Source organism: Desulfomicrobium macestii (genome assembly GCF_014873765.1).
In the GTDB taxonomy this organism is placed as follows: domain Bacteria; phylum Desulfobacterota; class Desulfovibrionia; order Desulfovibrionales; family Desulfomicrobiaceae; genus Desulfomicrobium; species Desulfomicrobium macestii.
Map to the genome: position 1 here is coordinate 38,549 of NZ_JADBGG010000024.1, position 22,195 is coordinate 60,743.

Consider the following 22,195-nt stretch of genomic DNA (forward strand, 5'->3'; position numbering starts at 1 on the left):
ATTCTCCTTTTTTAAGCATTCTTTCCGATTCCAGCATCGCGGGCAAGAAAAAGGTTGGCGCGGGCGACGAAGGGCGGTTCACAATGATGTCCGTGTTGACTTGGATGGTGAAATCTGGTTTGCAACCATCTTTCTGGTAATGATTTCCAATGAATCGAGCAGACCGGGAGAGCTTCACGTTGAAGGGATTTCTTCGCAATCGGGAAAGAATGGTGCGGGAGCAGATCGAGGCCAGGGGGATCACCGACGAACGCGTGCTGTCGGTGATGCGTCAGGTTCCGCGTCATGTCTTTGTCGATGAAGCCTTGCAGATGCAGGCCTACGGTGATCATCCCGTGCCCATCGGTCTTGGGCAGACACTTTCCCAGCCATACATCGTCGCCCTGATGACATCGCTTCTGGTCGTCCGTCCGCGCATGCGCATCCTTGAAATAGGCACCGGCTCCGGATATCAGGCCGCCATTCTTGCGGCCATGGGAGCGGAGGTCTTCACGGTGGAGCGGATCAAACAGCTCTACATAACCGCCCGCAGCCGGCTTTTGCAGATGAAATACTTCAATGTACGGGTCAAGCTCGACGACGGGACCATGGGCTGGCCCGACCAGGGACCCTTTGATCGCATCATCGTCACGGCCGGAGGCCCCGAGGTGCCCGCGCCCTTGCTGGAGCAGCTGACGGACCCGGGCATCATGCTCATCCCCGTGGGCGCGACCCGAAGGGACCAGCGGCTGCTCAGGATTTTCAAGAAGGAAGGGCGCATCCATCAGGAAGATCACGGCTCCGTCGCTTTCGTTGACCTGGTTGGATCGCACGGCTGGTGACCCCTGGTGTCGCGGAGCACGGAGCCGCTCCTGGTGCATCGATGCGTGCCATCAATAAACGCCGCGTAACCTTTACATGAATATCTGGCCCACGCAGCCGCTCAGAACGGCTGCGGATGGCCCATATCCCCGGAGGAAAAATGTCCGAAACCAATTCATCCTGTTCCAGTTGCTCCGGCAAGAACACCCTGGGAACGATCCAGGACAGCCCGGAAACCAAGCTCGAACGTCAGGACAAGGTCATCGCCAGCACCCTGTCCAAGATCAAATACAAGCTTTTCGTCATGAGCGGCAAGGGCGGAGTGGGCAAGAGCTCCGTATCCACCAATCTGGCCGCCGCCCTGGCCATCAAGGGCTACAAGGTCGGCCTGCTGGACGTCGACATCCACGGACCCAGCGTTCCGCACCTGCTCGGGCTGACCGGCCTTCTGGACATCGATCCGCAAAAGGGCATCCAGCCCAAGCGATACAGTGAAAACCTGGCGGTGGTGTCCATGGAGTCCCTGCTCAAGGATCCGGATCAGGCCGTGCTCTGGAAGGGCCCCATGAAGACCTCGGCCATCCGCCAGTTCGTGTCCGATGTGGACTGGGGCGAGCTTGATTTTCTGGTCATCGATTCCCCTCCTGGCACGGGCGACGAGCCAATGGCCGTGCTCAAGACAGTCCCCGATGCCCTGAGCATCGTCATCACGACGCCTCAAGAAATTTCTTTGGCAGACGTGCGAAAATCGATTAACTTTCTTCAGTATGTGAAGGCGAACATTCTCGGTGTCGTCGAGAACATGAGCGGTCTGATCTGTCCGCACTGTGCGCAGAAGATCGACCTGTTCAAGAAGGGCGGAGGAGAGGAGCTGGCCAGAAAATATTCGCTGCCGTTTCTCGGCGCCATCCCGCTTGATCCGGTCACGGTGGTCGCCGGGGATCTGGGCAAGCCCGTGGTCATGCTCGATATTGAATGTCCGGCCAAGACGGCCTTGCTTGAGATGGCGGACCGGGTCATCGCCGCCGCCGAAAACAGCCTGGAGGCCGTTTCAAGCAGTCATGTATAGGAAAATGGTGATACGAATTTCATGAAACGTGGCTTGGTACTTTCATTTCTTGTTGTCCTGCAGTTTTTTCTCTTGGCTGGACAAAGCGTCCACGCCAAAGGAATCTATTATATGGTCAAGGAGGATGGAAGTCTTTGCATAACGGACATTCCAAATTCAAGAAAATACAAGCCATACAAGTTTCAAAAGACGATCAATTATATACGGAATGCAATTGTTGCCTTCAAGCGCGATCACAGAAGCGTTGAAGAAGTGAACACCATAGTCTCCGGCTTATGTTCCAAATATGATGTAGACAAAAAACTCGTGATGGCGGTGATTGATGTCGAGTCCGGATTCAATGCCGCTGCGGTTTCAACCGCCGGGGCGCAGGGCTTGATGCAGATCATGCCTGAAACAGGAAGGGATCTCGATCTTGAGGATCCTTTCGATCCATCGGAAAATATCGATGCGGGTATTCGTTATCTCAAGTATTTGCTTGATACATTTCCTGATAGGCGTCTTGCTGTCGCGGCATATAATGCAGGGCCAAATGCCGTTAAAAAATATGGAGGAATCCCTCCATACGCCGAAACTCAAAACTATGTAGATAAAGTTTGGGCGCGACTTCAACATTATGAATAAAAAAATGATGAACGTACCAAATGCCCTCACGGTGTTTCGAATATTGGCGGTGCCTTTTATTATCGCCTTGCTGTATTTCCCCAACCCGACAACCTGTCTGTTGGCGACGGTCTTCTTTCTTGTCGCCATCCTTACCGATCTAGCTGACGGCTTCTGGGCCAGAAAGTACAATCAGGTCACCAATTTCGGGAAATTCCTCGATCCTTTGGCAGACAAGATACTCATTGCATCGGTCCTGATCATGCTGGTGGAGTTGAATTGGATTCCGGCTTGGATCGCGATCATTGTCATTGTCCGGGAATTGCTTGTCACCGGATTGCGAGCCATAGCCGCGGACAAGGGGCAGGTTATCGCGGCAGACAAATATGGAAAGATGAAGACAATCATGCAGAGCGTCGCGCTGGTCCCGCTCATTTATCACTACCCGTTTTTTGGGATCGACACTGCGCAATTGGGCTTTTTGCTGCTGCTTGTCGCGGTGGTGCTCACTCTGTACTCGGGGTGGAATTATCTTTACGGCTTTTATCGGATTTGGGGTGACTGAACTTTGCATTTTGTTTCTCTGAATTTTAGTGTACAGATAAACCCAACTTATTTGAACTGAAGGGTGCGACAAGAATCTGCTTGCCTATCACAGATTTTCATTTTTTGCGGACAGTTCCTTTGGAGGATGGCATAAATGGCTCAAATAGATGCTTTTTTCAAGATGATGCATGAGCTTGGGGCCTCGGATCTTCATCTCTCATCAGGTTCGCAACCGATTATCCGACTGCATGGCGAAATGCAGCGCATCAAGTACAAATTTCTTGAACACGAAGAACTCAAGAAACTGCTTTACGAAATTACCCCTGAAAACAAGATCAAGACATTCGAAGAATGTGGTGATGTGGATTTTTCCTACGAAGTCACCCACCTGGCTCGGTACCGCGCCAACTTTTTCATGCAGAAACGCGGAATAGGCGCGGTTTTTCGCGAAATTCCGCAAAAAATCCTCACCATCGAGGATCTGGGCCTGCCGGGCATCCTCAAGAATCTGGCGCTCTTGCCCAAAGGGCTCGTGCTGGTCACCGGCCCGACCGGAAGCGGTAAGTCGACAACCCTGGCAGCCATTGTCGATTACGTGAACAAGATCCGCAAGGATCACATTCTGACCATCGAAGACCCCATCGAATTCGTGCACGAACCTCAGAACTGCCTGATCAACCAGCGCGAAGTCGGCCGGGACACCCTGTCCTTCAGCGCGGCCTTGCGCGGGGCCTTGCGCGAGGACCCGGACATCATCCTGGTCGGCGAAATGCGAGATCTGGAAACCATTCAGCTGGCCCTTGAAGCCGCCGAGACGGGTCATCTGGTTTTTGCGACCCTGCACACCATCTCCGCCTCGAAAACCATCGACCGCATCATCGAGGTCTTTCCCGGTGATTTGCAGGGCCAGATCCGCTCCGGCCTCGCCGATTCCCTGAGAGCCATCATCGCGCAGAATCTTTTCAAGCGCATCGACCAGCCCGGGCGCGTGGCAGGCATTGAAGTCCTCATCGCCACCCCCGCCGTGCGCAATCTGATCCGCGAAAACAAGATCTTCCAGATCAACTCCGTTATCGAGACCGGACGAAAGTTCGGCATGCAGAGTATCGACGATGCCATCATGAAACTTCTCACCGCCGGTGTCATCGACGCCGAGCAGGCGTACAACAAGGCGGCCACAAAATCGAAATTCAGGGAATTTCTGACCACCCCGCCCCAAGATTTCACCGAGGTGTAGTATGCAAAGAGCGCATCTTGACCATATCCTGCATCAGGTTCTCGATTTCGCACCTGATACCTCGGATATCCTCTTCACGGTAAACAAGCACGTGCAGGCGGAAGTTCACGGCGAGCTCGTCAACGCCAAGCTGGAGCCGAACCCGGGACCGCTCCTGCCCTTTCAGGTCGAAGCCGTGGCCATGTGCCTCATGGGCCGCAATATGCGCCTTTATGAGGATCAGTTGCGCACAGGCTCCTGCGATCTCTCCTACGAACTGCCTGGCCGCTGCCGCTTCAGGGTCAACGTGTTGGGGCAGAAGGGCTCGCTGGCCATCGTGATGCGCAAGCTGACCTCCATAGTGCCCACGATCAAGGACCTCGCCCTGCCTGAAGTTTTTTACGAAATGTCCAAGGAGAAGTTCGGCCTCATTCTGGTCACCGGCGCCACCGGCACGGGTAAAACCACTTCCCTTGCCGCCCTCATCGACAACATAAACCAGATGCACCGCAAGCATATCGTCACGCTTGAGGATCCGATCGAATATGTTCACGAGCACAAGCTCGGGACCGTGAACCAGCGTGAACTCGGCCTTGATTTCGATTCTTTCTCGTCGGGGCTGCGAGCTGCGTTGCGCCAGGCGCCAAAGGTTATCCTGGTGGGTGAAATCCGGGACCGCGATACGATCACCATTGCCCTGGAGGCCGCGGAGACAGGCCATCTCGTGCTCGGCACCCTGCATACCAGCGACACCGGCCAGACGATCAACCGCATCATCGGCATGTTTGAGCTTGCCGAAGAGCGATTGATCAGATCTCGTCTGGCTGAGAGTCTCAAGTTTGTCGTTTCGCAAAGATTGATGCCGCGTCTTGGTGGTGGGCGAGTGCCCGCTTTCGAGGTTTTGAAATCGAACTTGCGCATCAAGGAAGTGATTTACAACGGCGAGAGCGAAGACAAGTCCTTCTATAACATTGTTGAATCCGGTGATGCCTACGGCATGATCACTTTCGACAAGTACATCGCCAACCAGTTTTACGAAAACATCATCACCGAAGATGTCGCCATGCTCTACGGATCGGACAAATCACGCCTGGCCCAGATGCTGGACAAGATCAAAACCGCCCGAGGAGAGAAGGTTACGGATATTGAAGGCCTTGAACTTGATCATGAATATGATCGCAAGAGCTCCTTTTTTTGAGAGGTTAGAATGGACATCACGTGCACTCACTGCAAATCCAGTTTTGTGATACCGGACGACCGTATTCCTGAAACCAGAAAGTTCAAACTCAATTGTCCAAAGTGCAGAGAACCGATTGTCGTCGATCAGGAAAGCGAAAATGAAAAAATCGCCCCGCCTGAACATTTTCCGCATGATGCGACAGTGGCGTTTTTGTTTGTCAAGAACAGGAAACTCTCCGAGAGAATAGGCCTTTTCCTGAAATCGCGCGGCATTTTTGTTTCCGAAACCTCACTTATTCACGAGGCGTTGGATAAGGTTCGCATCAATTACTACAACATCCTTATCCTTGAAGAATCGGAAGAAGCCAAGGCCATCCTGGGTGTTGTCAGGAAATGGAACGGATTGCGCCGCCGGGATGTCAACATCATTTTGGTCGAAGCCGACTGCAAGAGCCTGCATGCCAACGAAGCCTTTTTCAGAGGCGTAAATGCCGTTGTCAGCGCGAAAGACAGTGAAAGAATCGAAAACATTCTTGACCTTGCTATGGGTGAATTCAAAAGCTATAGTGAGCCTTGGGCTGTTGCAGCACAAAGACTGCACATGAAAGGGTAGTTCATGATTCATGGTAAAAATCAGATTTTTCTTTTTCTGCTGTGCATAATCAATATATTTCTTGTCTTCAAGATATTTGATGAAGACAGCGGATTGCCTGTTTATAATGATTTGAAAAACAAGATAGAAAGTGTGCAAGAGAAAATTGACGGTGTCGATTTTCGGAACAGGGAAATCAGTTCTGAAATTCGCATTCTCAAGAAGAATGACCAATATGTAAACAGGTTGATCAAGCGCGAGCTTTTTTACGTCGCCGACAATGAACTGATGTACATCCTGAAATAATATGAACGATACACTACACCTTTTCGACGAACTTCTAGAACATGACTCGGGATCAAAGATTTTTTTTCCTTTGGCCCGGCTGTATCGGAAGCAAGGTCATACGCAACGAGCCATCGAGATTGTACAAAAAGGGATAGAGCATCATCCTGACTATCTTGAAGCGCAGCTGTATCTGATTGAGCTCTTGAGCGAAGTCGGCGATACTTCGGCCGCTGAAAACAAGGCGTTTTCCGTGTTCTCCAAGCTGCTGTCCTATGAAAAATTCTGGGTGAGCCTCCGCGCACACTATGCAAAGTCCCAGCGCTCCGATTTGGCGTTGGCGTCTTTTCTGGTTGAACGAAACGCACGGGGTGAAGATGTCGATCTGCTCAAGCTCCTGACCTACGGCATAGGCCATTACACCGAACTGACCAGTTCGGACTCTCCAAGTGTCGAACCGGAACAGGATCTTGATGCCGAAGAAGTCGCCCAAATTTGTCTCAATTCCGGAATAAAGACGAAAACCATGGCCAAACTCCTGGTGGCCCAGGGGGAATTCGCGCAGGCCATAAAAATTTACGATGACCTGCTGGAAGGGGTGGTCAACGAGGAAGAGCGGAAGGAGTTGAGCGCACTGCGCGCCAACGCACACAAGGAATTGGGCAGCGTGCCCGATCCGGCGGTCGAAAAAAACAACAAACTTTTTTTTGTGCTCAACACCCTGGCGGATCGTCTTGAACAAAAATCCAATCCGCAATCCCTGAATGGCGATTGAAACTTCACGGCGAAATTCCCTCTTGATTCTTTTTTGTCGCAACTATAGGTCCTTATAAATTTTCATTTTTTACATGAGTTTGCCTTTTTTGGTACTTTCTTATTCAATTCCAATCGATTCCGAGAGACTCCATGAAATTTATCATTCCAATCCTTGCGTTGCTTTTACTTGTAGCGTGCAAACCTGTTAAGGTTACGCAGCAATATTACAACGAATACGTTAATCCGGTAGCAAGTATTGATTACGAAGACACACTTTCTGCTGATATTCCTGCAGAATTTCTGGATGATTATTATACTGTTGACAGTAAAATTGTTCGGCTGGCAAACCAGCTCGATCTTTTTGATTCACGAGTGGATGAAAATTGGATTGAATATCAAAAATCTATTCAGCCGTGGATCAAGAATGTCGCGGTTCTGGATCAGGATCAGCTTTTTATTTCCGGTGATGACGCACTTGGCTTCGATCCGGCGATCCGCACTATACTGGCTGACTTCAGTCCTGAGAAGAGCAGGGTTTTTGTATTTAAAGACAATCGACAATTCTTTATCCATCTTTACTCAACGCCTGACGGGCAATACAAGACGACAGTCGTTGAAGTCGATATGAACGCTCTCGCGGTTGAAATACCTGACAACCGAACCGTGATCGCCGTTGACGACCAGATTTGCGGACCAGCAATCGTCAATTTTTCCGAAGCATGCATAAATTTGAGAAATTCATCCAAGTATTCAGGAAGTATTGAGATTAATGACAAACAGTGGTATTGGATCAGAAGCATGGGTTCTGATAATCTTGTATATTTACATCTCAATCAAGAGTAATAAGCATGCGCCAAGTAACAGTTGTCGAACATTTGCTCCTGCGTCAAAAAGAGAGGCCAATGGCCTCCGGTCGTTTCACCAGATTGCTGACCGAACTGATCCTGTCCGCGAAGATCATCGATCGCGAAGTTTCCAAGGCTGGTCTGCTTGATGTTCTCGGCGTTACCGGGGAAGTGAACGTACAGGGAGAAATCGTCCAGAAGTTGGATGATTTCGCCAACCGTGTCATCATCAGAAGAATGGAACGGGCCGGCGTGCTTTGCGCCATGGTATCGGAGGAAAACGCTGATTTTATTCCGATCCCCCGCCAGTACCCCGTCGGCGACTACATCCTGATCTTTGATCCACTGGACGGTTCGGCCAACATCGACGCCAATGTCAGCATCGGGACCATTTTCAGCATTTATCGCCGGACGTCCTTCGATCAGCAGGCCGTCAGCGTCGGAGACCTGCTCCAGAAGGGCTCCATGCAGGTCGCGGCCGGGTACATCATCTACGGTTCCTCGACGATGATGGTCTATACCGCCGGAAACGGTGTTCACGGGTTCACTCTTGATCCCAGCGTGGGCGAGTTCCTGCTCTCGCACCCGGACATAAAAATTCCGGAACGGGGAAGAATCTACTCCGTCAACGAAGGGTATTTTTCCTATTGGGACGAGCCCACAAAAAATATCGTGAATTATTTCAAGTCCAATGACAGCGCTACTGGCCGTCCTTACAGCTCGCGCTATATCGGCTCCCTGGTTTCCGATTTCCACCGAAATCTGATTTACGGCGGCATTTTCATGTATCCCGCCGACTCGCGTGATTTGCGCAAGCCTTCAGGCAAGCTGCGACTCATGTGCGAAGCCGCGCCCATGGCCATGATCGCCGAGCAGGCCGGCGGCCTCGCGACGGACGGAATCCGCCGCATCCTGGACATCGAGCCTCAGGAACTGCATCAGCGCGTACCCTTGTTCATAGGATCCAAGCAAGACGTCGAGGTTGTCCTCAAGTTCTATGCAGACGCCGCCAAAAGCTAGGAATTCACTTTGTCCCCAGCATCTCTTGAAAACATGTGCAGAAGATGATCTGTCTTGGCATTGAAACCTCCTGTGACGAGACTTCCGTCGCGCTTTGGCAAGACGGACATCTCATCACCGATCTCGTGCACACGCAGATTCCCATGCATTCGGTTTTTGGCGGAGTCGTGCCGGAACTGGCCTCGCGGGAACACCTGCGCCTGCTGGACGGGCTTGTCTCCTCGGTGCTTCAAAGCGCGGATCGGTCAGCGGGGCAGGGTATCGACCTCATCGCGGTCACTCGCGGACCGGGCCTGCTGGGCGCGCTTCTGGTCGGCATCTCCTATGCCAAGTCGTTGTCCTTGTCGCTCGGGATTCCGATCATAGGGGTCAATCACCTCCATGCGCATCTGCTGGCCTGCGATTTTACCGATGCCATCGAGTACCCAGCCCTTGGCGTTCTCGTTTCCGGGGGGCATACGCACATCTACGAAATGCCCGCTCCCTGCGAATTCAACCTGCTTGGAAAGACGCTTGATGATGCCGCGGGCGAGGCGTTCGACAAGATTGCCAAGGTTTTGAATCTTCCCTATCCAGGGGGGAAATACATAGACATTCTGGCCGGGCACGGCACTGCGGATCCGCGTCTTTTTTCAAAGCCGTATCTGCACAACGACAACTGTGATTTCAGTTTCAGCGGTCTGAAGACGGCGGTTGCGCAATATGTGCATAAAAAATCATTTGCCGCCATTGACTATGCCTCCTTTGACGTGGAAAGCATCCCTCAGGAAATCAAGGACCTTTGCGCCACGGTGAACGAGACGATCGTCGAGACCCTGCTTGAGAAGACCAGACGGGCCGTGGCGCGCTGTCAAGAGGTCAAAACCCTGTGCCTGGCCGGCGGGGTGGCTGCCAACAGCCATCTTCGGCAAAGATTTTCTACGTTTGCGCGCGACCGGGGATTCAAATTTTTAGCTCCCGCGCAAAACTATTGTGGTGATAATGCGGCTATGATAGCGTACGCAGGAGTTCAGTGGGCGAATAGAGGTCTCATGAGTTCCATGGATTTTGAGGCCATCCCACGGGGAAAGATTGTTCCCAATGATTTTATTGTAAACCCTTTCTTCAAGGAGTGAATAATGGCTGCACAAGTGAACGATGCCGGATTTGAAGCGGAAGTTTTGAAAGGTGATCTTCCTGTATTGGTGGATTTTTGGGCACCGTGGTGCGGACCGTGCAGGGCCATTGCTCCCGTGATTGAAGAACTGACCCAGGAATTCGAGGGCAAGGTCAAGATCGTCAAGATGAATGTCGACGAAAATCCCGGTACACCGAGCAAGTACGGAATCCGCGCCATCCCGACCTTGATCCTTTTCAAGAACGGAGAAGTCGTGGAGCAGGTCACAGGCGCTGTGTCCAAGGCCAGCCTGAAGCAGATGCTCAGTGACAAGGCTCTCTAATTGTTGTTGATCCTTGAGATTGTCTGATGAGGGTGGCTGCGAAAGCGTAGTGGTCACCCTTCCTTTTTTGTGTTGAGTTTGGTGCATTTCGCCGACGATCAGCTAAATGGCATTCAATCTCGTCCCATCACTTCCATTTACCGTGAGCCAGGTAATTGTAATGCGTAACTATTTGATTCTTTTTTCTTTTGTCCTGCTTTTAAACGGGTGTGGAGCCATTGACTATTACTTCTTGACTCCGCCTGAAGACACCGCCCAGGAGCTTTACGAGAATGCTCGTGGCTTCATGCAAGACAAGGAATATGTTGAAGCCATTGATTCCTTGACCAAACTCAATGACAGATACCCGTTCAGCCCTTACGCCACGGAAGCCAGACTCATGCTTGGCGATGCGTATGCCCTTGATGCGCAGTATCTGGAAGCCGTCGATGCATACGAAGAATTCCTGAACATGCATCCACGCCATGAGTCCATCGATTACGTTCTGTTTCAGATTGGCGTGAACAAATACAAATCACATCGATCCATCGACCTGCCGCATACGCAACTCGGTGAAGCTGTCGAGTCTTTCAGAAGACTTGTGAATGCATATCCCGACAGTGCTTATCGAGACCAAGCACTAGAATATATAGTCAAATGCAGAAAGCTGATGGCCGAACATGAAATGTTCGTGGCTGATTTTTATTTCAAGTCCGGCTCGTACAATGCGGCATGGACACGTTACGCATACATCATCGAGAATTTTTCTGAACTGAGTGAAATCGTGCAGCTGGCCAAAACAAAAGCCAAAGTGGCTTATTACTACGCGCAGGAGCAGGATAACGACACCAAGCGCCATCCGAGCAAGCTCAAGCAATATTTTGACTGGCTTTGATTTGGCTGCGGCCGTTATTTGAATTATATTGGGGCGTCTGAGACGCCCCTTTTTTTATTCCAAGCACGCCTGGCGTTTCAACTTCGATTGCGCTTATCCCTCAAATAAACAGCTCGGGTTCGCGACGCTCGGCAAATTTTTCATGCAGGGTGCGCCCAAGTTCCAAAATTCTTGGATGGACCATGACCCTGGCTCCAGTCGGACAGACGCGGACGCAAGCGCAGCAGCGCAGGCACGCCATCTTGTCGGTTTCCACGGTGTCGCTAGTCAGGGTGATGGCGTTGGAGGGACAGGACCTGACGCAATCGCCGCAGAGAACGCATGTGTCGGCGTCGGTCTCGGGTGAGATCGGGGCAGGCTGGACCCCTTCGCGATACGGAAAATTTCCCGGTACCTCCAGCATCTGGGTGTTGCCGTCGCCGTCCCCACCTTCGAGCATTTTTTCCCGCACGCTTCTTCCAAAGCTCAGCGCCTTCTCCAGATCGATCTTGTCCGGTCGTCCGTGACCCACAGGAAGATCCGTCGTAGAAAAGGAATGTTCCCCCACGAAGGCCGCTGCCGCGACCGGCACAAACCCCAGTTCCACGGCCAGATCCCGAAGCTCCAGCAGGGCGTCTTCGTAGGCCCTGTTCCCGTAGACGACCACAAGCACCGCCTTGCGTCCTTTTCCCTCTACGGAAGCGCGCAGTCTTTCCACTGCCAGAGCGGGAATTCGTCCTGCATGAACCGGCATTCCGATGAGCGCGATCTCGCCGTCTTCGATCCGGGCCCCCAAAGAAGATTTCCCTGAGCCAGGATACGTCAAATCCAGTTGCGTACAGGTTTCGGGCGCAAGGCCCGATGCTATGGATTCCAGGATCTTTCTGGTGGTCCCCGTCGGGGAAAACAGAATTTGCTGCGCGTCGAATTTATGCATGTCTTGCTGCTCCGGTTTATATTCGAGAATTTTTACCCTGGCGGTGGTCCGCAAGGATCATTGTTGAAAATTTGATCTGCATTATCCGAATTCTTTCCGTCTCTGGCTTACGGGCGAGTTCGTCACACTCCTGTCACCATCCTGTCATCCGTTTTTGACATTTTCAACGCACAAGACAGCAACGTCGGTGATAGACAATTCTTCAAAATATCCATTTCAAACATCATCTTATTCAAGGTGCGATACTTATGGGAAAAAATCTCGGATTTCAGATCAAGCTTTCTGTCGTCACCATAGCCATCGTTCTTGTGACAGTTCTATGTCTGTCCCTGTCGCAGATATTCATGACGAGAAATGACGTCTTGCGTCAAGGACGTGATGGGCTTTTCAGCATCTCTTCCACGTTGGTGGAATCAGTGGCCTTGCAGCATGCTCTCATGCAAAAAAAGATCATCATCGATCGGGATATCATGAAAACCCAGTTCGAATTGGGTGGTTTTCCTGTTCCTGAAGTGCTCATGGATGCCGAACTTGATCTAGTGAATCAGGAAGGCGGAGAGTCCAGCAAGTCAATCATTCCCGCCATGAAGCACGGGTCAGTCTATCTGCATGAGGATGATGCCGTGATGCGCAAGGTCGCCCAGTTCACCGGTGGAGTGGCCTCGGTGCTGCAAGTTCACGAGGGCAAGCTGGTGCGCATTTCAACATCCCTTGAATCTGTATTGCCGTTCTGGGGCAAGGGTTCTTTCATCGGGGAGGATTCCGAGATCCAGAAGGCGGTCCTGTCCAATCAAAGCTGGGAAGGCATCGTCTGGCTGGGAGGGTCGTGGCGCATGGCGGCCTACGTTCCCTTCACGGATTTGAACGAAGGCAAGGTACTCGGGGCCCTGGAAATTACGCATCCTTTGATCAGTGACGCCTTTGCGGATTTCGTGCGCAATGTCCGTGTCGATGGACACGGCGGGACGCTCGCCTTTGATGCTCTCGGGCGAGACATCATCTCCTTGCCCGAGGAGGGCGAAGTAGCCGCGGGCATCCGTGAGGCCAAGGCAAACAACGGGCATGCTGCCTTTGTCATGCAGGATGGAAGACATCTGGAAGTCGCCCTGCAGACCTTCGAGCCCTGGAATCTGACTTTTGCGACCTGGGTCGCGACAGAGGACCTCATGGACGGGGTCAATGCGCGGCTGATCAAAAATTCTCTGATCAGCCTGATTCTGCCGCTGGCCTTGTCCGTGATCCTGATCTGCATCGCGGGGCGTGTTCTGCTGGCTCCGGTGCGGCGCATGGCCATGCTTGCCGACGAGGTGGCCGCCGGCAATTACACGGCAACCATCGTCTACCCGGCTCGGGACGAGATAGGGCACCTGGCCGATTCCCTTAACTCCATGGTCGCCAAGAGCAGGGAGATGCTCGCGGAAATCGTCACGGCCACCGGCTCTCTGTCCGGTGCGTCCTCGGAGCTTGACGCCTTGTCAACCGGCCTGACCGACAATTCCGCCGGAACCACGCGTAGGGCCGAAGCCGTAAACAGCTCGGCCAAGTCCGTGAGCGAAAACATGCATTCCGTATCTGCCGCCATGGAGCAGGCCACGGTCAACGTCGGCAGCGTGGCCGCATCCACGACCGAACTGGCCGCGACCATTCAGGGCGTGGCCCAGAGCGCCGAACTGGCCAAGCGCACAACCTCGGACGCCGTGGTCAAGGCCGCGGAAACCACTCGCCACATGGACCAGCTGGGCAAGGCCGCCAATGAAATAGGCTCCGTGACGGCAAGCATCGCGGCCATTTCCTCCCAGACCAACCTGCTGGCCTTGAACGCCACCATCGAGGCCGCCAGGGCCGGGGCCGCAGGGCGCGGCTTCGCCGTGGTCGCCGGAGAAATCAAGGAGCTATCCCAGCAGACCGCGGCCGCCACGGAAAACATCCGCCGAACGGTCGCGGCCATCCAGAAGGTGACCACCGTCACCGCCAGCGAAATCGCGGAGATCATATCCGTCATCGAGGACATGAACGACATCGTCATCTCCATATCGGAAGCCATGGAGGAGCAGGCCGTAATGACCAGAGACATCTCCGAGAACGTGAACCAGGCCGCCCGGGGCATCGCTGAAATCAATTCCAACGTCACGTCGAGTTCCGTCATGACCAGGGAAATCAGCGCTGAGATCGAGCTGGTTCTGGATTCCTCCACCGCCATGCAGGACGAGAGCAGGATGGTGCTGCGCAGCGCCGGAGGGCTGGCCGACCTGTCCTCGCATCTGGAGAAGCTGGTCAGCCGATTCAGGTTCTGATCAGTCGGCAGGCTCAAGGTGCAGCAGCTGGCCGGGATCGTGGTCCGTGAGCAGCCACAGGTTGCCGTCCGGGCCCTGGCGCACGTCGCGGATGCGCAGTCGCAGGTTTTCAAGGAGCCGTTCCTCTTCGATCACAACCTCTCCGGCCAGCTTCAGCCGCGCGAGGTGGCGGTGGGAGAGGGCGCCGACGAAAAGGTCTCCTTTCCATGCGGGAAAGGCTTCGCCCGTGTAAAAAGTCATGCCCGACGGGGCGATGGATGGAGTCCAGTGATGCAACGGGTCAGCCATGCCGGGCATGTGCTTGAGCCCCTCCCCGATGGTGAAACCGGTGTAGTCGATGCCCAGGGTGACGACAGGCCAGCCGTAATTGATACCGGGACGGATGATGTTGATCTCGTCCCCGCCCTTGGGGCCGTGCTCGTGGGTCCAGATTTCTCCGGTTTGCGGATGCACGGTCATGCCTTGGGGATTGCGGTGTCCGTAGCTGTATATTTCCGACCATGCGCCGAGTTCGCCAACGAAAGGGTTGTCCTCGGGGACGCGCCCGTCTTCATGGATACGGATGATTTTTCCGGCATGGTCATCCAGCTTTTGCGCGCGCTGCATTTGCCCCCGGTCGCCCACGCTGATGTAGAGATGGCCCTGGCCGTCAAAGCTCAGTCGTGATCCGAAGTGCACCCTGCCCGAAGAGGCGGGTTCAGCCCTGAAGAGAACCTCAACGTCTTTGAGCGTATCGTCCTCAAGCCTTCCCCGGGCCACGTGCGTGGTCACATCGCCATTTAAATTCCCGGAATAACTGAAATAGAGCAGACGGTTTTTTGCAAAATCCGGATGTGGAAGAAGGTCAAGCAGGCCGCCCTGTCCCCGCACCCGAATCTGGGGCAGGCCCTGAACCGCTTCTTCCAGGAGGACTCCATCCCGGACGATGCGCAACCGTCCTGGGCGTTCGCTGATCAGCATATCGCCGTCGGGGAGAAAGGCCAGGCTCCACGGATGCTCCAGTCCGCTGGCCACGGCCGTGACGCGAAAACGGTGATGCTTGGATGAAAACTCTTCGGCCTGCGCCGACATGCCGATGCCGGAAAGCAGCGTCATGGCGCAGATTATGAGGATCACACCGCTGATGCGTGCGGACGCGCTGATTTTCATGGTACCTCCCTTGGACTGGTCCTTGTCTGAAACAAAAGTTCCGTGTTGCGGATAAGATCCGAAACCTCAAGCGTCACATTAGGTATTGCCACGTGCGCTGGAATAAACGAATCCGGCTTTCATGACAAAATCGTCTGACGATGCTTGCCCGCATAACAGACAATTCGCCTGCAAGCAAAAAAGGCCGCCCGGGCGTCATCGTCCCGGGCGGCCTTTTTTTGCCTGTGTCGTAAAGCCCTTAAAGCTTTTCCACGTTTTTGGCGAGGTAGTCGGCCACTCCGCCGGCGTCGGGCTTCATGCCGATGTCGCCTTTTTGCCATCCGGCAGGGCAGACCTCGCCGTATTTCTCGGTGAACTGCAGGGCGTCGACGAGTCGCAGCATTTCATCCACGTTGCGTCCAAGCGGCAGGTTGTTCACGACCTGATGCTGCACCACGCCCTCGCGGTCGATCAGGAAGGAGGCGCGCAGGGCCACGCCTGCATCGGGGTGTTCGATGCCATAGGCCCTAGCGATCTCGTGCTTCACGTCCGCGACCATGCTGAAGCCCACCGGACCGATGCCTCCCTGGTCCACGGGGGTGGAGCGCCAGGCGAAATGGGTGAACTGGGAGTCTATGGAAATGCCAACCACCTCAACGCCTCTGTCGCGAAATTCCTGCAGGCGGCGATCATGGGCGATGATCTCCGTGGGGCAGACAAAGGTGAAATCCAGCGGCCAGAAAAAAAGCACGACATATTTTCCGCGTAAGGAGGAGAGGGTAAAGTCCTCGATGCATCCGCCCGGAGTTACGGAGGGTGCGGTGAAATCAGGTGCCTGTTTGCTTACGAGTACGCTCATTGCTAGCTCCATATGATTGATTGTTCATGATTATGCATGCTTGATGGAATTGGTAATTATTCCTGGCTAAGTCCGAAGTCAACAAAATTTAACTTGTCTAACTTAATTTTCCAAACCACCTTGTGCCGCTGCGACGCGAATCATGAAACCGCGAAGGCAGCCCGCCTCCATCGTGGCGTTTCTTCGGGGACCGTTGCATTTTCAGGCTCAAATTTTCTTGGGATAAAAAGGAAGTCATCGTGAAATACAAAGCTGTCGTTTTCGATATGGACGGAACCCTGCTCGACACTCTGGCCGATCTGGCTGACGCCATGAACCGGGTGCTCGCGGAGCACGGTTTTGCGACGCACCCCGTGGACGCCTACCGGCATTTTGTTGGCAGCGGGGCAAGCCGTCTCGTGGCCCGCGCCCTGCCTGCGGACAGGCAGGATGAAGAACTGCGAGCGCAGTGCCTGCAATCCTTCCTGCGCGAATATGAATCCGGCTGGCGGAACAAAACCTGCCTCTACGAGGGCGTGCCCGAGCTTCTGGATGCGCTTGCGACCCGCAAGATCCCCGTGGCCGTGCTGACCAACAAGCCTCAGGCCTTTGCCGAACTCTGCATGCAGGAATTTCTTTCACGCTGGGATTTCACATTGACCCTGGGGCAGATGCCCGGTGTCGCCGTGAAACCCGACCCGGCCGGGCCAAGGCAGGTCATCCGCCATCTGGGCGTGCAACCGGAGGAAATTCTGTATCTGGGCGACACGGATGTGGACATGTTCACGGCCGTCAACGCCGGGATGCACCCGGTGGGCGTGCTGTGGGGATTCAGGGCCGAGCGGGAGTTGCTCGATGCCGGGGCGGCTGTGATTTTGCGGCACCCAATGGAACTGGTCTCTTTGCTGGACTGAAAAAAACTCACCAAGGGCAGGACCTGGTTTTTTCAAAAAGCGCAGGGGCCGCTACCAGCCCCTGCCGCGTTCCCAAATTTCCGTCACCGTGTTCTTTCCAGCGCCGATGACATGGTAGCGGTCATGCTGCGTGGCTGTTGCACAGGCGTGGTTGGGGAGAATCCGCAGGCGCGTGCCGATGGGCAGATCGCAGTCCAACCGGGGGCTGCCCGGGCGCGCTGCGACAATGCCGTGTTCCTGGTTGACGATGGTGACTACAAGATCGGCCATGGGATGACCCGCGACGTCACAGACCAATCCATACCCCTGGTCCACGGTCTGACCGGCTGTGCCGCGATCCGAAGACAGCGCGGTCCAACCGGCGTCGATGATCGTCCAACCCTTCTCGCGCTGATGTCCGATGACGGTGCTCAGCACCGAAAGGGCGATGTCGTCCGTGGTGCAGATGCCGATGCCTGCCTGGACCAGATCGAAAAAGACAAAGACTCCGGCGCGCACCTCGGTCACGCCTTCGTAGCTTTGAGCCGTAAAGGCCGTGGGCGTCGAGCCGACGCTGACCACCGGACACGGATGACCGGCCGCGCGCAGCGTCTCGGCGGCCGTGACCACGGCCATGCGTTCCTGTTCGGCGGCGGCTTCAAGCGCCGCTTGCCCACGCGCCTCGTAGCTCTCGCCAGCGTGGGTCAGCACGCCCATGAGCCGTGCCTTGGGCGTCAGCGCCTTTGCGATGGACAGGAGCAGGGTTGCATCCTGCGGCTTTACGCCCGAGCGATGACCGTCGCAATCGAGCTCGATGAGCACCGGGATGGGGTCGAAAGGGTCCGACGCCGAGGCCACCGCGACGGCCTGCTCCACGCTGTCCAGCAAAACGGCAAGTGTGATCCCGCCTTTGCGAAGCCTTTGAACTCGCGGCAGTTTGTCAGGGGAGATGCCGACGGCGTAGATGATGTCGGTCACGCCATGCCGGATCAATTCTTCCGCCTCGCGCAGTGTGGAGACCGTGGCCGGACCGTGCGGACCGGTCATCATCCGGCTGAACACATCCCACGATTTGGCCGTCTTGAAATGAGGACGGAAGGCCACGCCGGCTTTTTGCAGGCGATCGTGCAGACGGAGGATGTTGGTGTTCATCCGCGCCTCGTCAACAAGCAGGCAGGGTGTGTCCATGGTCTGCAGGGACTGCGAAAGGTCAGCAGGCGAATATATATTTATGGAAGAAAGTCCGTTCATGCGGGCACGCTCCAGGAAGATTTTTTTATGGACAATGTCATTATGTATGGACCTAGCCGACAACCCCATTCGACTCAAGCCCGGTGCCTTTGACGCCGCCACCCACTTCGGCGGGTCGCATCTTTTGCGGTTGCTCATCCTCGCGCAGGGCCTTTTTTGAGACTCCGCGCCTCCATGCGGGAAAGAAGTCCCCTCTCTCATCTCCCTCTTTATCTTGAGATAAATCTGGGCTATGCTTCCAAAACGCCCAGTTGCCAGGGTGGAGCAAGGATGCCTTGAATGCGCGCAGCGCTCTTTCCCGAGTGTTAAGGATTGCTGCCACGCATGACTCATGTCCCAATGGTGCTGACGAGACCGTGAACCGACTAACCTTGAATGGACCGGAGAAAACGATGAAGAAGATTCCGATTCGCATGAAATTGATCGGCGGTTTTATGAGTCTGCTGGTTCTGGTCTGCACCGGCCTTGCTTTCATCGCCTATGACCAAGCCAAGAGTTCGGCCTTGAATCAGGTGCAGGAGAATATCCAGCTCATGGCGCAGGATGGCGCGCGATTGGTCCGGAGCCGTCTGGACTATTATCTGGTGGGCATGGAGGGGATCGCCAATCGGGACGTGATCCGGTCCATGAATTGGGACCGGCAGCAAATCATTCTGGAGCGCGAAACCGAGCGGATGAAATACCTGGGCATGGGCGTCATCGATGCCGACGGCCAGGCCAGGTATCCCGACGGCAGTACGGCAGAGCTGGGTGACCGAGGATATTTCAAGGACGCCATGGCCGGAAAATCCGTGTTTTCCAATGTCATCATCAGCCGGGTCACCAATTCGCCGGTCTTGATTCTCGCCACTCCGATCTGGGGATTTGCCGGGGATGTGAAGGGCGTCCTGATTGCCCGCCTCGATGCCACGCTGCTGAGCGAAATCACGGACAATATAAAGTATGGCGCTTCGGGGTATTCCTACATCATCGACGACAAGGGCGCGCTCATAGCCCACGGCAACCGGCAGTTCGTGCTGGAACAGCGCAACTTCATCGAAGAAGGCAAGAAGGACCCGGAATACGCGGCCCTGGCGGTGATGCTTCAGCGCATGACCAAGGGCGAGTCCGGATTTGATAATTATCTTTTCATGGGCAAGGACCGTTTTTTCGGATTCGCGCCCATCGACGGCAATGGCTGGTCCATTGCAGTGGGAGCCATGCAGGATGATGTGCTCGCTGAAGTTTTCAAGATGCGCTGGATGATCGGCATCGCCTCCGTTGTCTTTTTCGGAGTCGGCCTCATCATTGCACTGCTGATCAGCCGGTCCGTTCTGCTCCCGGTGAAAAACTGTGTCGCCCTGCTGCGGGACATCTCCGAGGGAGAAGGTGATCTGACCAAGCGGCTTCCGGTTGAAAGCCAGGATGAGATCGGTCTCTTGGCCCAATACTTCAACACCTTTGTGGAAAAGCTTCAGCGCATCATCTCCGAAATAAGCGGCAACGCGCAGACCGTGGCATCTTCGGCCACGGAGCTTTCAGCGGTGAGCAAACAGACGACGCAAAGCGTGCAATCCCTTTCGTCCAAGACGTCCACCGTGGCAGCGGCGGCGGAGGAGATGAGCACGAATATCACGTCCGTCGCCGCGGGCATGGAACAGACCACGACCAACCTGTCATCGGTGGCGGCGGCCACGGAAGAGATGACCTCCACCATCGGGGAAATCGCGAGCAACACCGAGCGCGCCCGGGGTACCACCGACAGCGCCGCGCATCAGGTCGACAATTTTGCGGGCATCCTGCGCGAACTCGGCGTGGCCGCCCAGGAAATCGGCAAGGTCACGGATACGATCTCGGCCATATCCTCCCAGACCAACCTGCTGGCCCTCAATGCCACCATCGAGGCGGCCAGGGCCGGGGATGCAGGACGGGGATTCGCCGTCGTGGCCAACGAGATCAAGGATCTGGCCCTGAAAACCGCAGAGGCCACCAACGACATCAGGACCAAGATCAACGGAATCCAGAGCGCCACGGGCAGCGCGGTCACCGATATCGGGCAGATCGTCAAGGTCATCAGCGATGTGAACGAGATCGTGACCACCATCGCCGCGGCCATCGAAGAGCAGTCCGCCGTGACCCGGGAAGTGGCCACGAACATCAACCAGGCGACGACAGGCGTTCAGGACGCATCCTCGCGGTCTTCGGAGATGTCCGGAGTGTCCAGGGACATCGCCCAGGACATCACCGCGGTAGACTCCATCACCAACGACATCCGTTCCGGCGGCGAACAGGTCCAGGCCAGCGCCGAAGAGCTTTCCAAGCTCGCGGAGCAGCTCAAGGGCCTGGTGGGGCAGTTCAGGGTATAGAACGCATGACAGGCCCGGGAAGCGGTTCCCGGGCCTGTCATGTTTTGAAGCTCGTTTATGATTTTTGCTAAATGGAGATTTTGGCTCCAAGCAGCGCGGCGAACTTGGCGATCCAGTCCGGATGCGCAGGCCAGGCCGGAGCCGTGACGAGGTTGCCGTCCACATGGGCCTTGTCGAGAGCGATGTCGGCGTACTTGCCACCGGCGCAGGTCACGTCCGGCCCGCAGGCGGGATAGGCCGCGCAGCTCTTGCCCTTGAGCACCCCTGCCGTGACAAGCACGAGCGGGCCATGGCAGATGGCCGCGATGGGTTTTCCAGCCGCGTCGAACTCGCGGACGATCTCAAGCACGCGTGCATTGAGGCGGATGTACTCCGGAGCACGGCCGCCAGGAACGACAAGTCCGGCATAATCGGCCGTATCCACCGCGTCAAAATCCTTGTTCAGGGTGAAATTGTGACCCCGCTTTTCGCTGTACGTCTGGTCTCCCTCGAAATCATGGATGGACGTACGCACAAACTCTCCGGCCTTCTTGTCCGGGCAGACCGCCTCTACAACGTAACCGAGCATGGTCAGGGCCTGAAACGGGACCATGACCTCGTAATCCTCGACGTAATCACCTACCAGCATCAGTATTTTCTTGGACATGTTCGCGCCTCCTTCAGCGGTTGAATTCAGGATCGCGCAAGGCATGCCTGAACTCGTTGGTTTATAAAGAAGGGTGATTCATAGATCCTGAAGCGGGTGCTTGTCCATTGTCCATGGATGTTCAGTGGGGAGCGGTCTGTGTCCGAAGCGGAAAAATTGATTTTTTCCCTTGGATCAGTTACGTAAGTATTTTACTCAAGGAATTGTTTTTTTCATGACCACGAGCACAACCTCAGGGGATTTACGTGAACTCATTTTTGAAAGTCTTTATCGCATGTTTTTTGGCCGGGTTTGTCATGGTGACGCCTGCGTCGGCTTGGGATGCGAATGGTTTCAAGCTCAAGACGCGTCCGCAAGCTGGCAGTGTCGAACATGAGCTCCAGACGTTGCCCCCCGTCGAAAAGGACGGGTGGAAGCTGGACACGCTCGTTTTGCAACCCGGCAGCAGAAGCCAAGGGTATCATGGGGTTTTGACTCGTGAAGGAACTGAAATCCAGGGACAGAAAGGGGAAGAGATTGAAACACCCCTTGGGCTGCTTCAATATCACGGCTCGATGGACGAACGTCCGCATCTTTGGTCGCATTCCGGATGGGTCATGATCACCCCGGAATCTGGCGGAGAAAACAATATGCTCCCAATGAAGAAATGATGGTGCTGC

23 protein-coding genes are annotated in these 22,195 nt (G+C 54.8%); 18 read left to right on the forward strand and 5 right to left on the reverse strand.

Annotation, left to right across the window (positions count from 1 at the left end):
- Positions 1–149 precede the first annotated feature (149 nt).
- The 14 genes from H4684_RS14665 to bamD all read left to right on the forward strand — a co-directional run bounded on the left by H4684_RS14665 (position 150) and on the right by bamD (position 11,225).
- Positions 150–821, forward strand: coding sequence for a protein-L-isoaspartate(D-aspartate) O-methyltransferase (locus H4684_RS14665; RefSeq protein WP_192624325.1), 672 nt, complete (start codon positions 150–152; stop codon positions 819–821).
- A 140-nt stretch (positions 822–961) separates the two neighbouring features.
- Complete coding sequence (locus H4684_RS14670) at positions 962–1,870, forward strand: Mrp/NBP35 family ATP-binding protein (protein WP_092191841.1); 909 nt, start codon at positions 962–964, stop codon at positions 1,868–1,870.
- A 21-nt stretch (positions 1,871–1,891) separates the two neighbouring features.
- Positions 1,892–2,494 carry a lytic transglycosylase domain-containing protein gene (locus H4684_RS14675; protein ID WP_225940459.1) on the forward strand — a complete coding sequence of 201 codons (603 nt, stop codon included), beginning with the start codon at positions 1,892–1,894 and terminating at the stop codon, positions 2,492–2,494.
- Between the two features lie 4 nt (positions 2,495–2,498).
- Entirely contained in the window at positions 2,499–3,038 is a 540-nt protein-coding gene (gene pgsA, locus H4684_RS14680; RefSeq protein ID WP_192624326.1) for a CDP-diacylglycerol--glycerol-3-phosphate 3-phosphatidyltransferase, read from the forward strand.
- Between the two features lie 135 nt (positions 3,039–3,173).
- Positions 3,174–4,256, forward strand: coding sequence for a type IV pilus twitching motility protein PilT (locus H4684_RS14685; protein WP_192624327.1), 1,083 nt, complete (start codon positions 3,174–3,176; stop codon positions 4,254–4,256).
- Position 4,257: 1 nt separating this feature from the next.
- Positions 4,258–5,433, forward strand: a complete 1,176-nt coding sequence (locus tag H4684_RS14690; protein WP_192624328.1) for a type IV pilus twitching motility protein PilT — start codon at positions 4,258–4,260, stop codon at positions 5,431–5,433.
- A gap of 9 nt (positions 5,434–5,442) precedes the next feature.
- Positions 5,443–6,027 (forward strand): zinc-ribbon domain-containing protein, encoded by a 585-nt coding sequence (locus tag H4684_RS14695; protein WP_192624329.1) that lies wholly within the window; start codon positions 5,443–5,445, stop codon positions 6,025–6,027.
- A 3-nt stretch (positions 6,028–6,030) separates the two neighbouring features.
- Positions 6,031–6,312, forward strand: a complete 282-nt coding sequence (locus tag H4684_RS21275) for an FtsB family cell division protein (protein ID WP_092191831.1) — start codon at positions 6,031–6,033, stop codon at positions 6,310–6,312.
- 1 nt (position 6,313) lies between these two features.
- Complete coding sequence (locus H4684_RS14705) at positions 6,314–7,066, forward strand: tetratricopeptide repeat protein (protein WP_192624330.1); 753 nt, start codon at positions 6,314–6,316, stop codon at positions 7,064–7,066.
- 131 nt (positions 7,067–7,197) lie between these two features.
- Entirely contained in the window at positions 7,198–7,890 is a 693-nt protein-coding gene (locus tag H4684_RS14710; protein WP_192624331.1) for a hypothetical protein, read from the forward strand.
- A 5-nt stretch (positions 7,891–7,895) separates the two neighbouring features.
- On the forward strand, positions 7,896–8,912 hold the full coding sequence (fbp, locus tag H4684_RS14715; RefSeq protein ID WP_092191825.1) for a class 1 fructose-bisphosphatase: 1,017 nt from the start codon (positions 7,896–7,898) through the stop codon (positions 8,910–8,912).
- Positions 8,913–8,956: 44 nt separating this feature from the next.
- The gene (gene tsaD / locus H4684_RS14720) at positions 8,957–10,027 is read left to right on the forward strand and encodes a tRNA (adenosine(37)-N6)-threonylcarbamoyltransferase complex transferase subunit TsaD (protein ID WP_192624346.1); all 1,071 of its coding nucleotides are present in this window, start codon (positions 8,957–8,959) and stop codon (positions 10,025–10,027) included.
- Between the two features lie 3 nt (positions 10,028–10,030).
- Entirely contained in the window at positions 10,031–10,351 is a 321-nt protein-coding gene (trxA, locus tag H4684_RS14725) for a thioredoxin (protein WP_092191823.1), read from the forward strand.
- Between the two features lie 160 nt (positions 10,352–10,511).
- Complete coding sequence (gene bamD / locus H4684_RS14730; RefSeq protein ID WP_192624332.1) at positions 10,512–11,225, forward strand: outer membrane protein assembly factor BamD; 714 nt, start codon at positions 10,512–10,514, stop codon at positions 11,223–11,225.
- A 100-nt stretch (positions 11,226–11,325) separates the two neighbouring features.
- Here the strand turns inward: bamD and H4684_RS14735 are convergent, their stop codons facing one another.
- A complete protein-coding gene (locus H4684_RS14735; protein ID WP_192624333.1) occupies positions 11,326–12,141 on the reverse strand; it encodes a 4Fe-4S binding protein in 816 nt (271 codons plus the stop codon).
- 344 nt (positions 12,142–12,485) lie between these two features.
- Between H4684_RS14735 and H4684_RS14740 the strand changes: the two genes are divergently transcribed.
- Entirely contained in the window at positions 12,486–14,435 is a 1,950-nt protein-coding gene (locus H4684_RS14740) for a methyl-accepting chemotaxis protein (RefSeq protein WP_192624334.1), read from the forward strand.
- On the opposite strand, the gene H4684_RS14745 is transcribed toward H4684_RS14740, so the two are convergent.
- Both H4684_RS14745 and H4684_RS14750 read right to left on the reverse strand, forming a co-directional pair.
- Entirely contained in the window at positions 14,436–15,584 is a 1,149-nt protein-coding gene (locus H4684_RS14745) for a PQQ-dependent sugar dehydrogenase (RefSeq protein WP_225940460.1), read from the reverse strand.
- A 238-nt stretch (positions 15,585–15,822) separates the two neighbouring features.
- Positions 15,823–16,422 carry a peroxiredoxin gene (locus H4684_RS14750; RefSeq protein WP_092191815.1) on the reverse strand — a complete coding sequence of 200 codons (600 nt, stop codon included), beginning with the start codon at positions 16,420–16,422 and terminating at the stop codon, positions 15,823–15,825.
- Positions 16,423–16,661: 239 nt separating this feature from the next.
- On the opposite strand from H4684_RS14750, the gene H4684_RS14755 reads away from it, so the two are divergent.
- Positions 16,662–17,315 (forward strand): HAD family hydrolase, encoded by a 654-nt coding sequence (locus tag H4684_RS14755; protein WP_192624335.1) that lies wholly within the window; start codon positions 16,662–16,664, stop codon positions 17,313–17,315.
- A gap of 51 nt (positions 17,316–17,366) precedes the next feature.
- On the opposite strand, the gene H4684_RS14760 is transcribed toward H4684_RS14755, so the two are convergent.
- Positions 17,367–18,545, reverse strand: a complete 1,179-nt coding sequence (locus tag H4684_RS14760; protein WP_192624336.1) for an alanine racemase — start codon at positions 18,543–18,545, stop codon at positions 17,367–17,369.
- A gap of 392 nt (positions 18,546–18,937) precedes the next feature.
- Between H4684_RS14760 and H4684_RS14765 the strand changes: the two genes are divergently transcribed.
- Positions 18,938–20,890, forward strand: coding sequence for a methyl-accepting chemotaxis protein (locus H4684_RS14765; protein WP_192624337.1), 1,953 nt, complete (start codon positions 18,938–18,940; stop codon positions 20,888–20,890).
- Positions 20,891–20,957: 67 nt separating this feature from the next.
- Here the strand turns inward: H4684_RS14765 and H4684_RS14770 are convergent, their stop codons facing one another.
- Positions 20,958–21,536: a DJ-1/PfpI family protein gene (locus H4684_RS14770; protein WP_192624338.1), complete on the reverse strand. Its 579-nt coding sequence runs from the start codon at positions 21,534–21,536 to the stop codon at positions 20,958–20,960.
- A 245-nt stretch (positions 21,537–21,781) separates the two neighbouring features.
- On the opposite strand from H4684_RS14770, the gene H4684_RS14775 reads away from it, so the two are divergent.
- Entirely contained in the window at positions 21,782–22,186 is a 405-nt protein-coding gene (locus tag H4684_RS14775; protein WP_192624339.1) for a hypothetical protein, read from the forward strand.
- Positions 22,187–22,195: the final 9 nt, after the last annotated feature.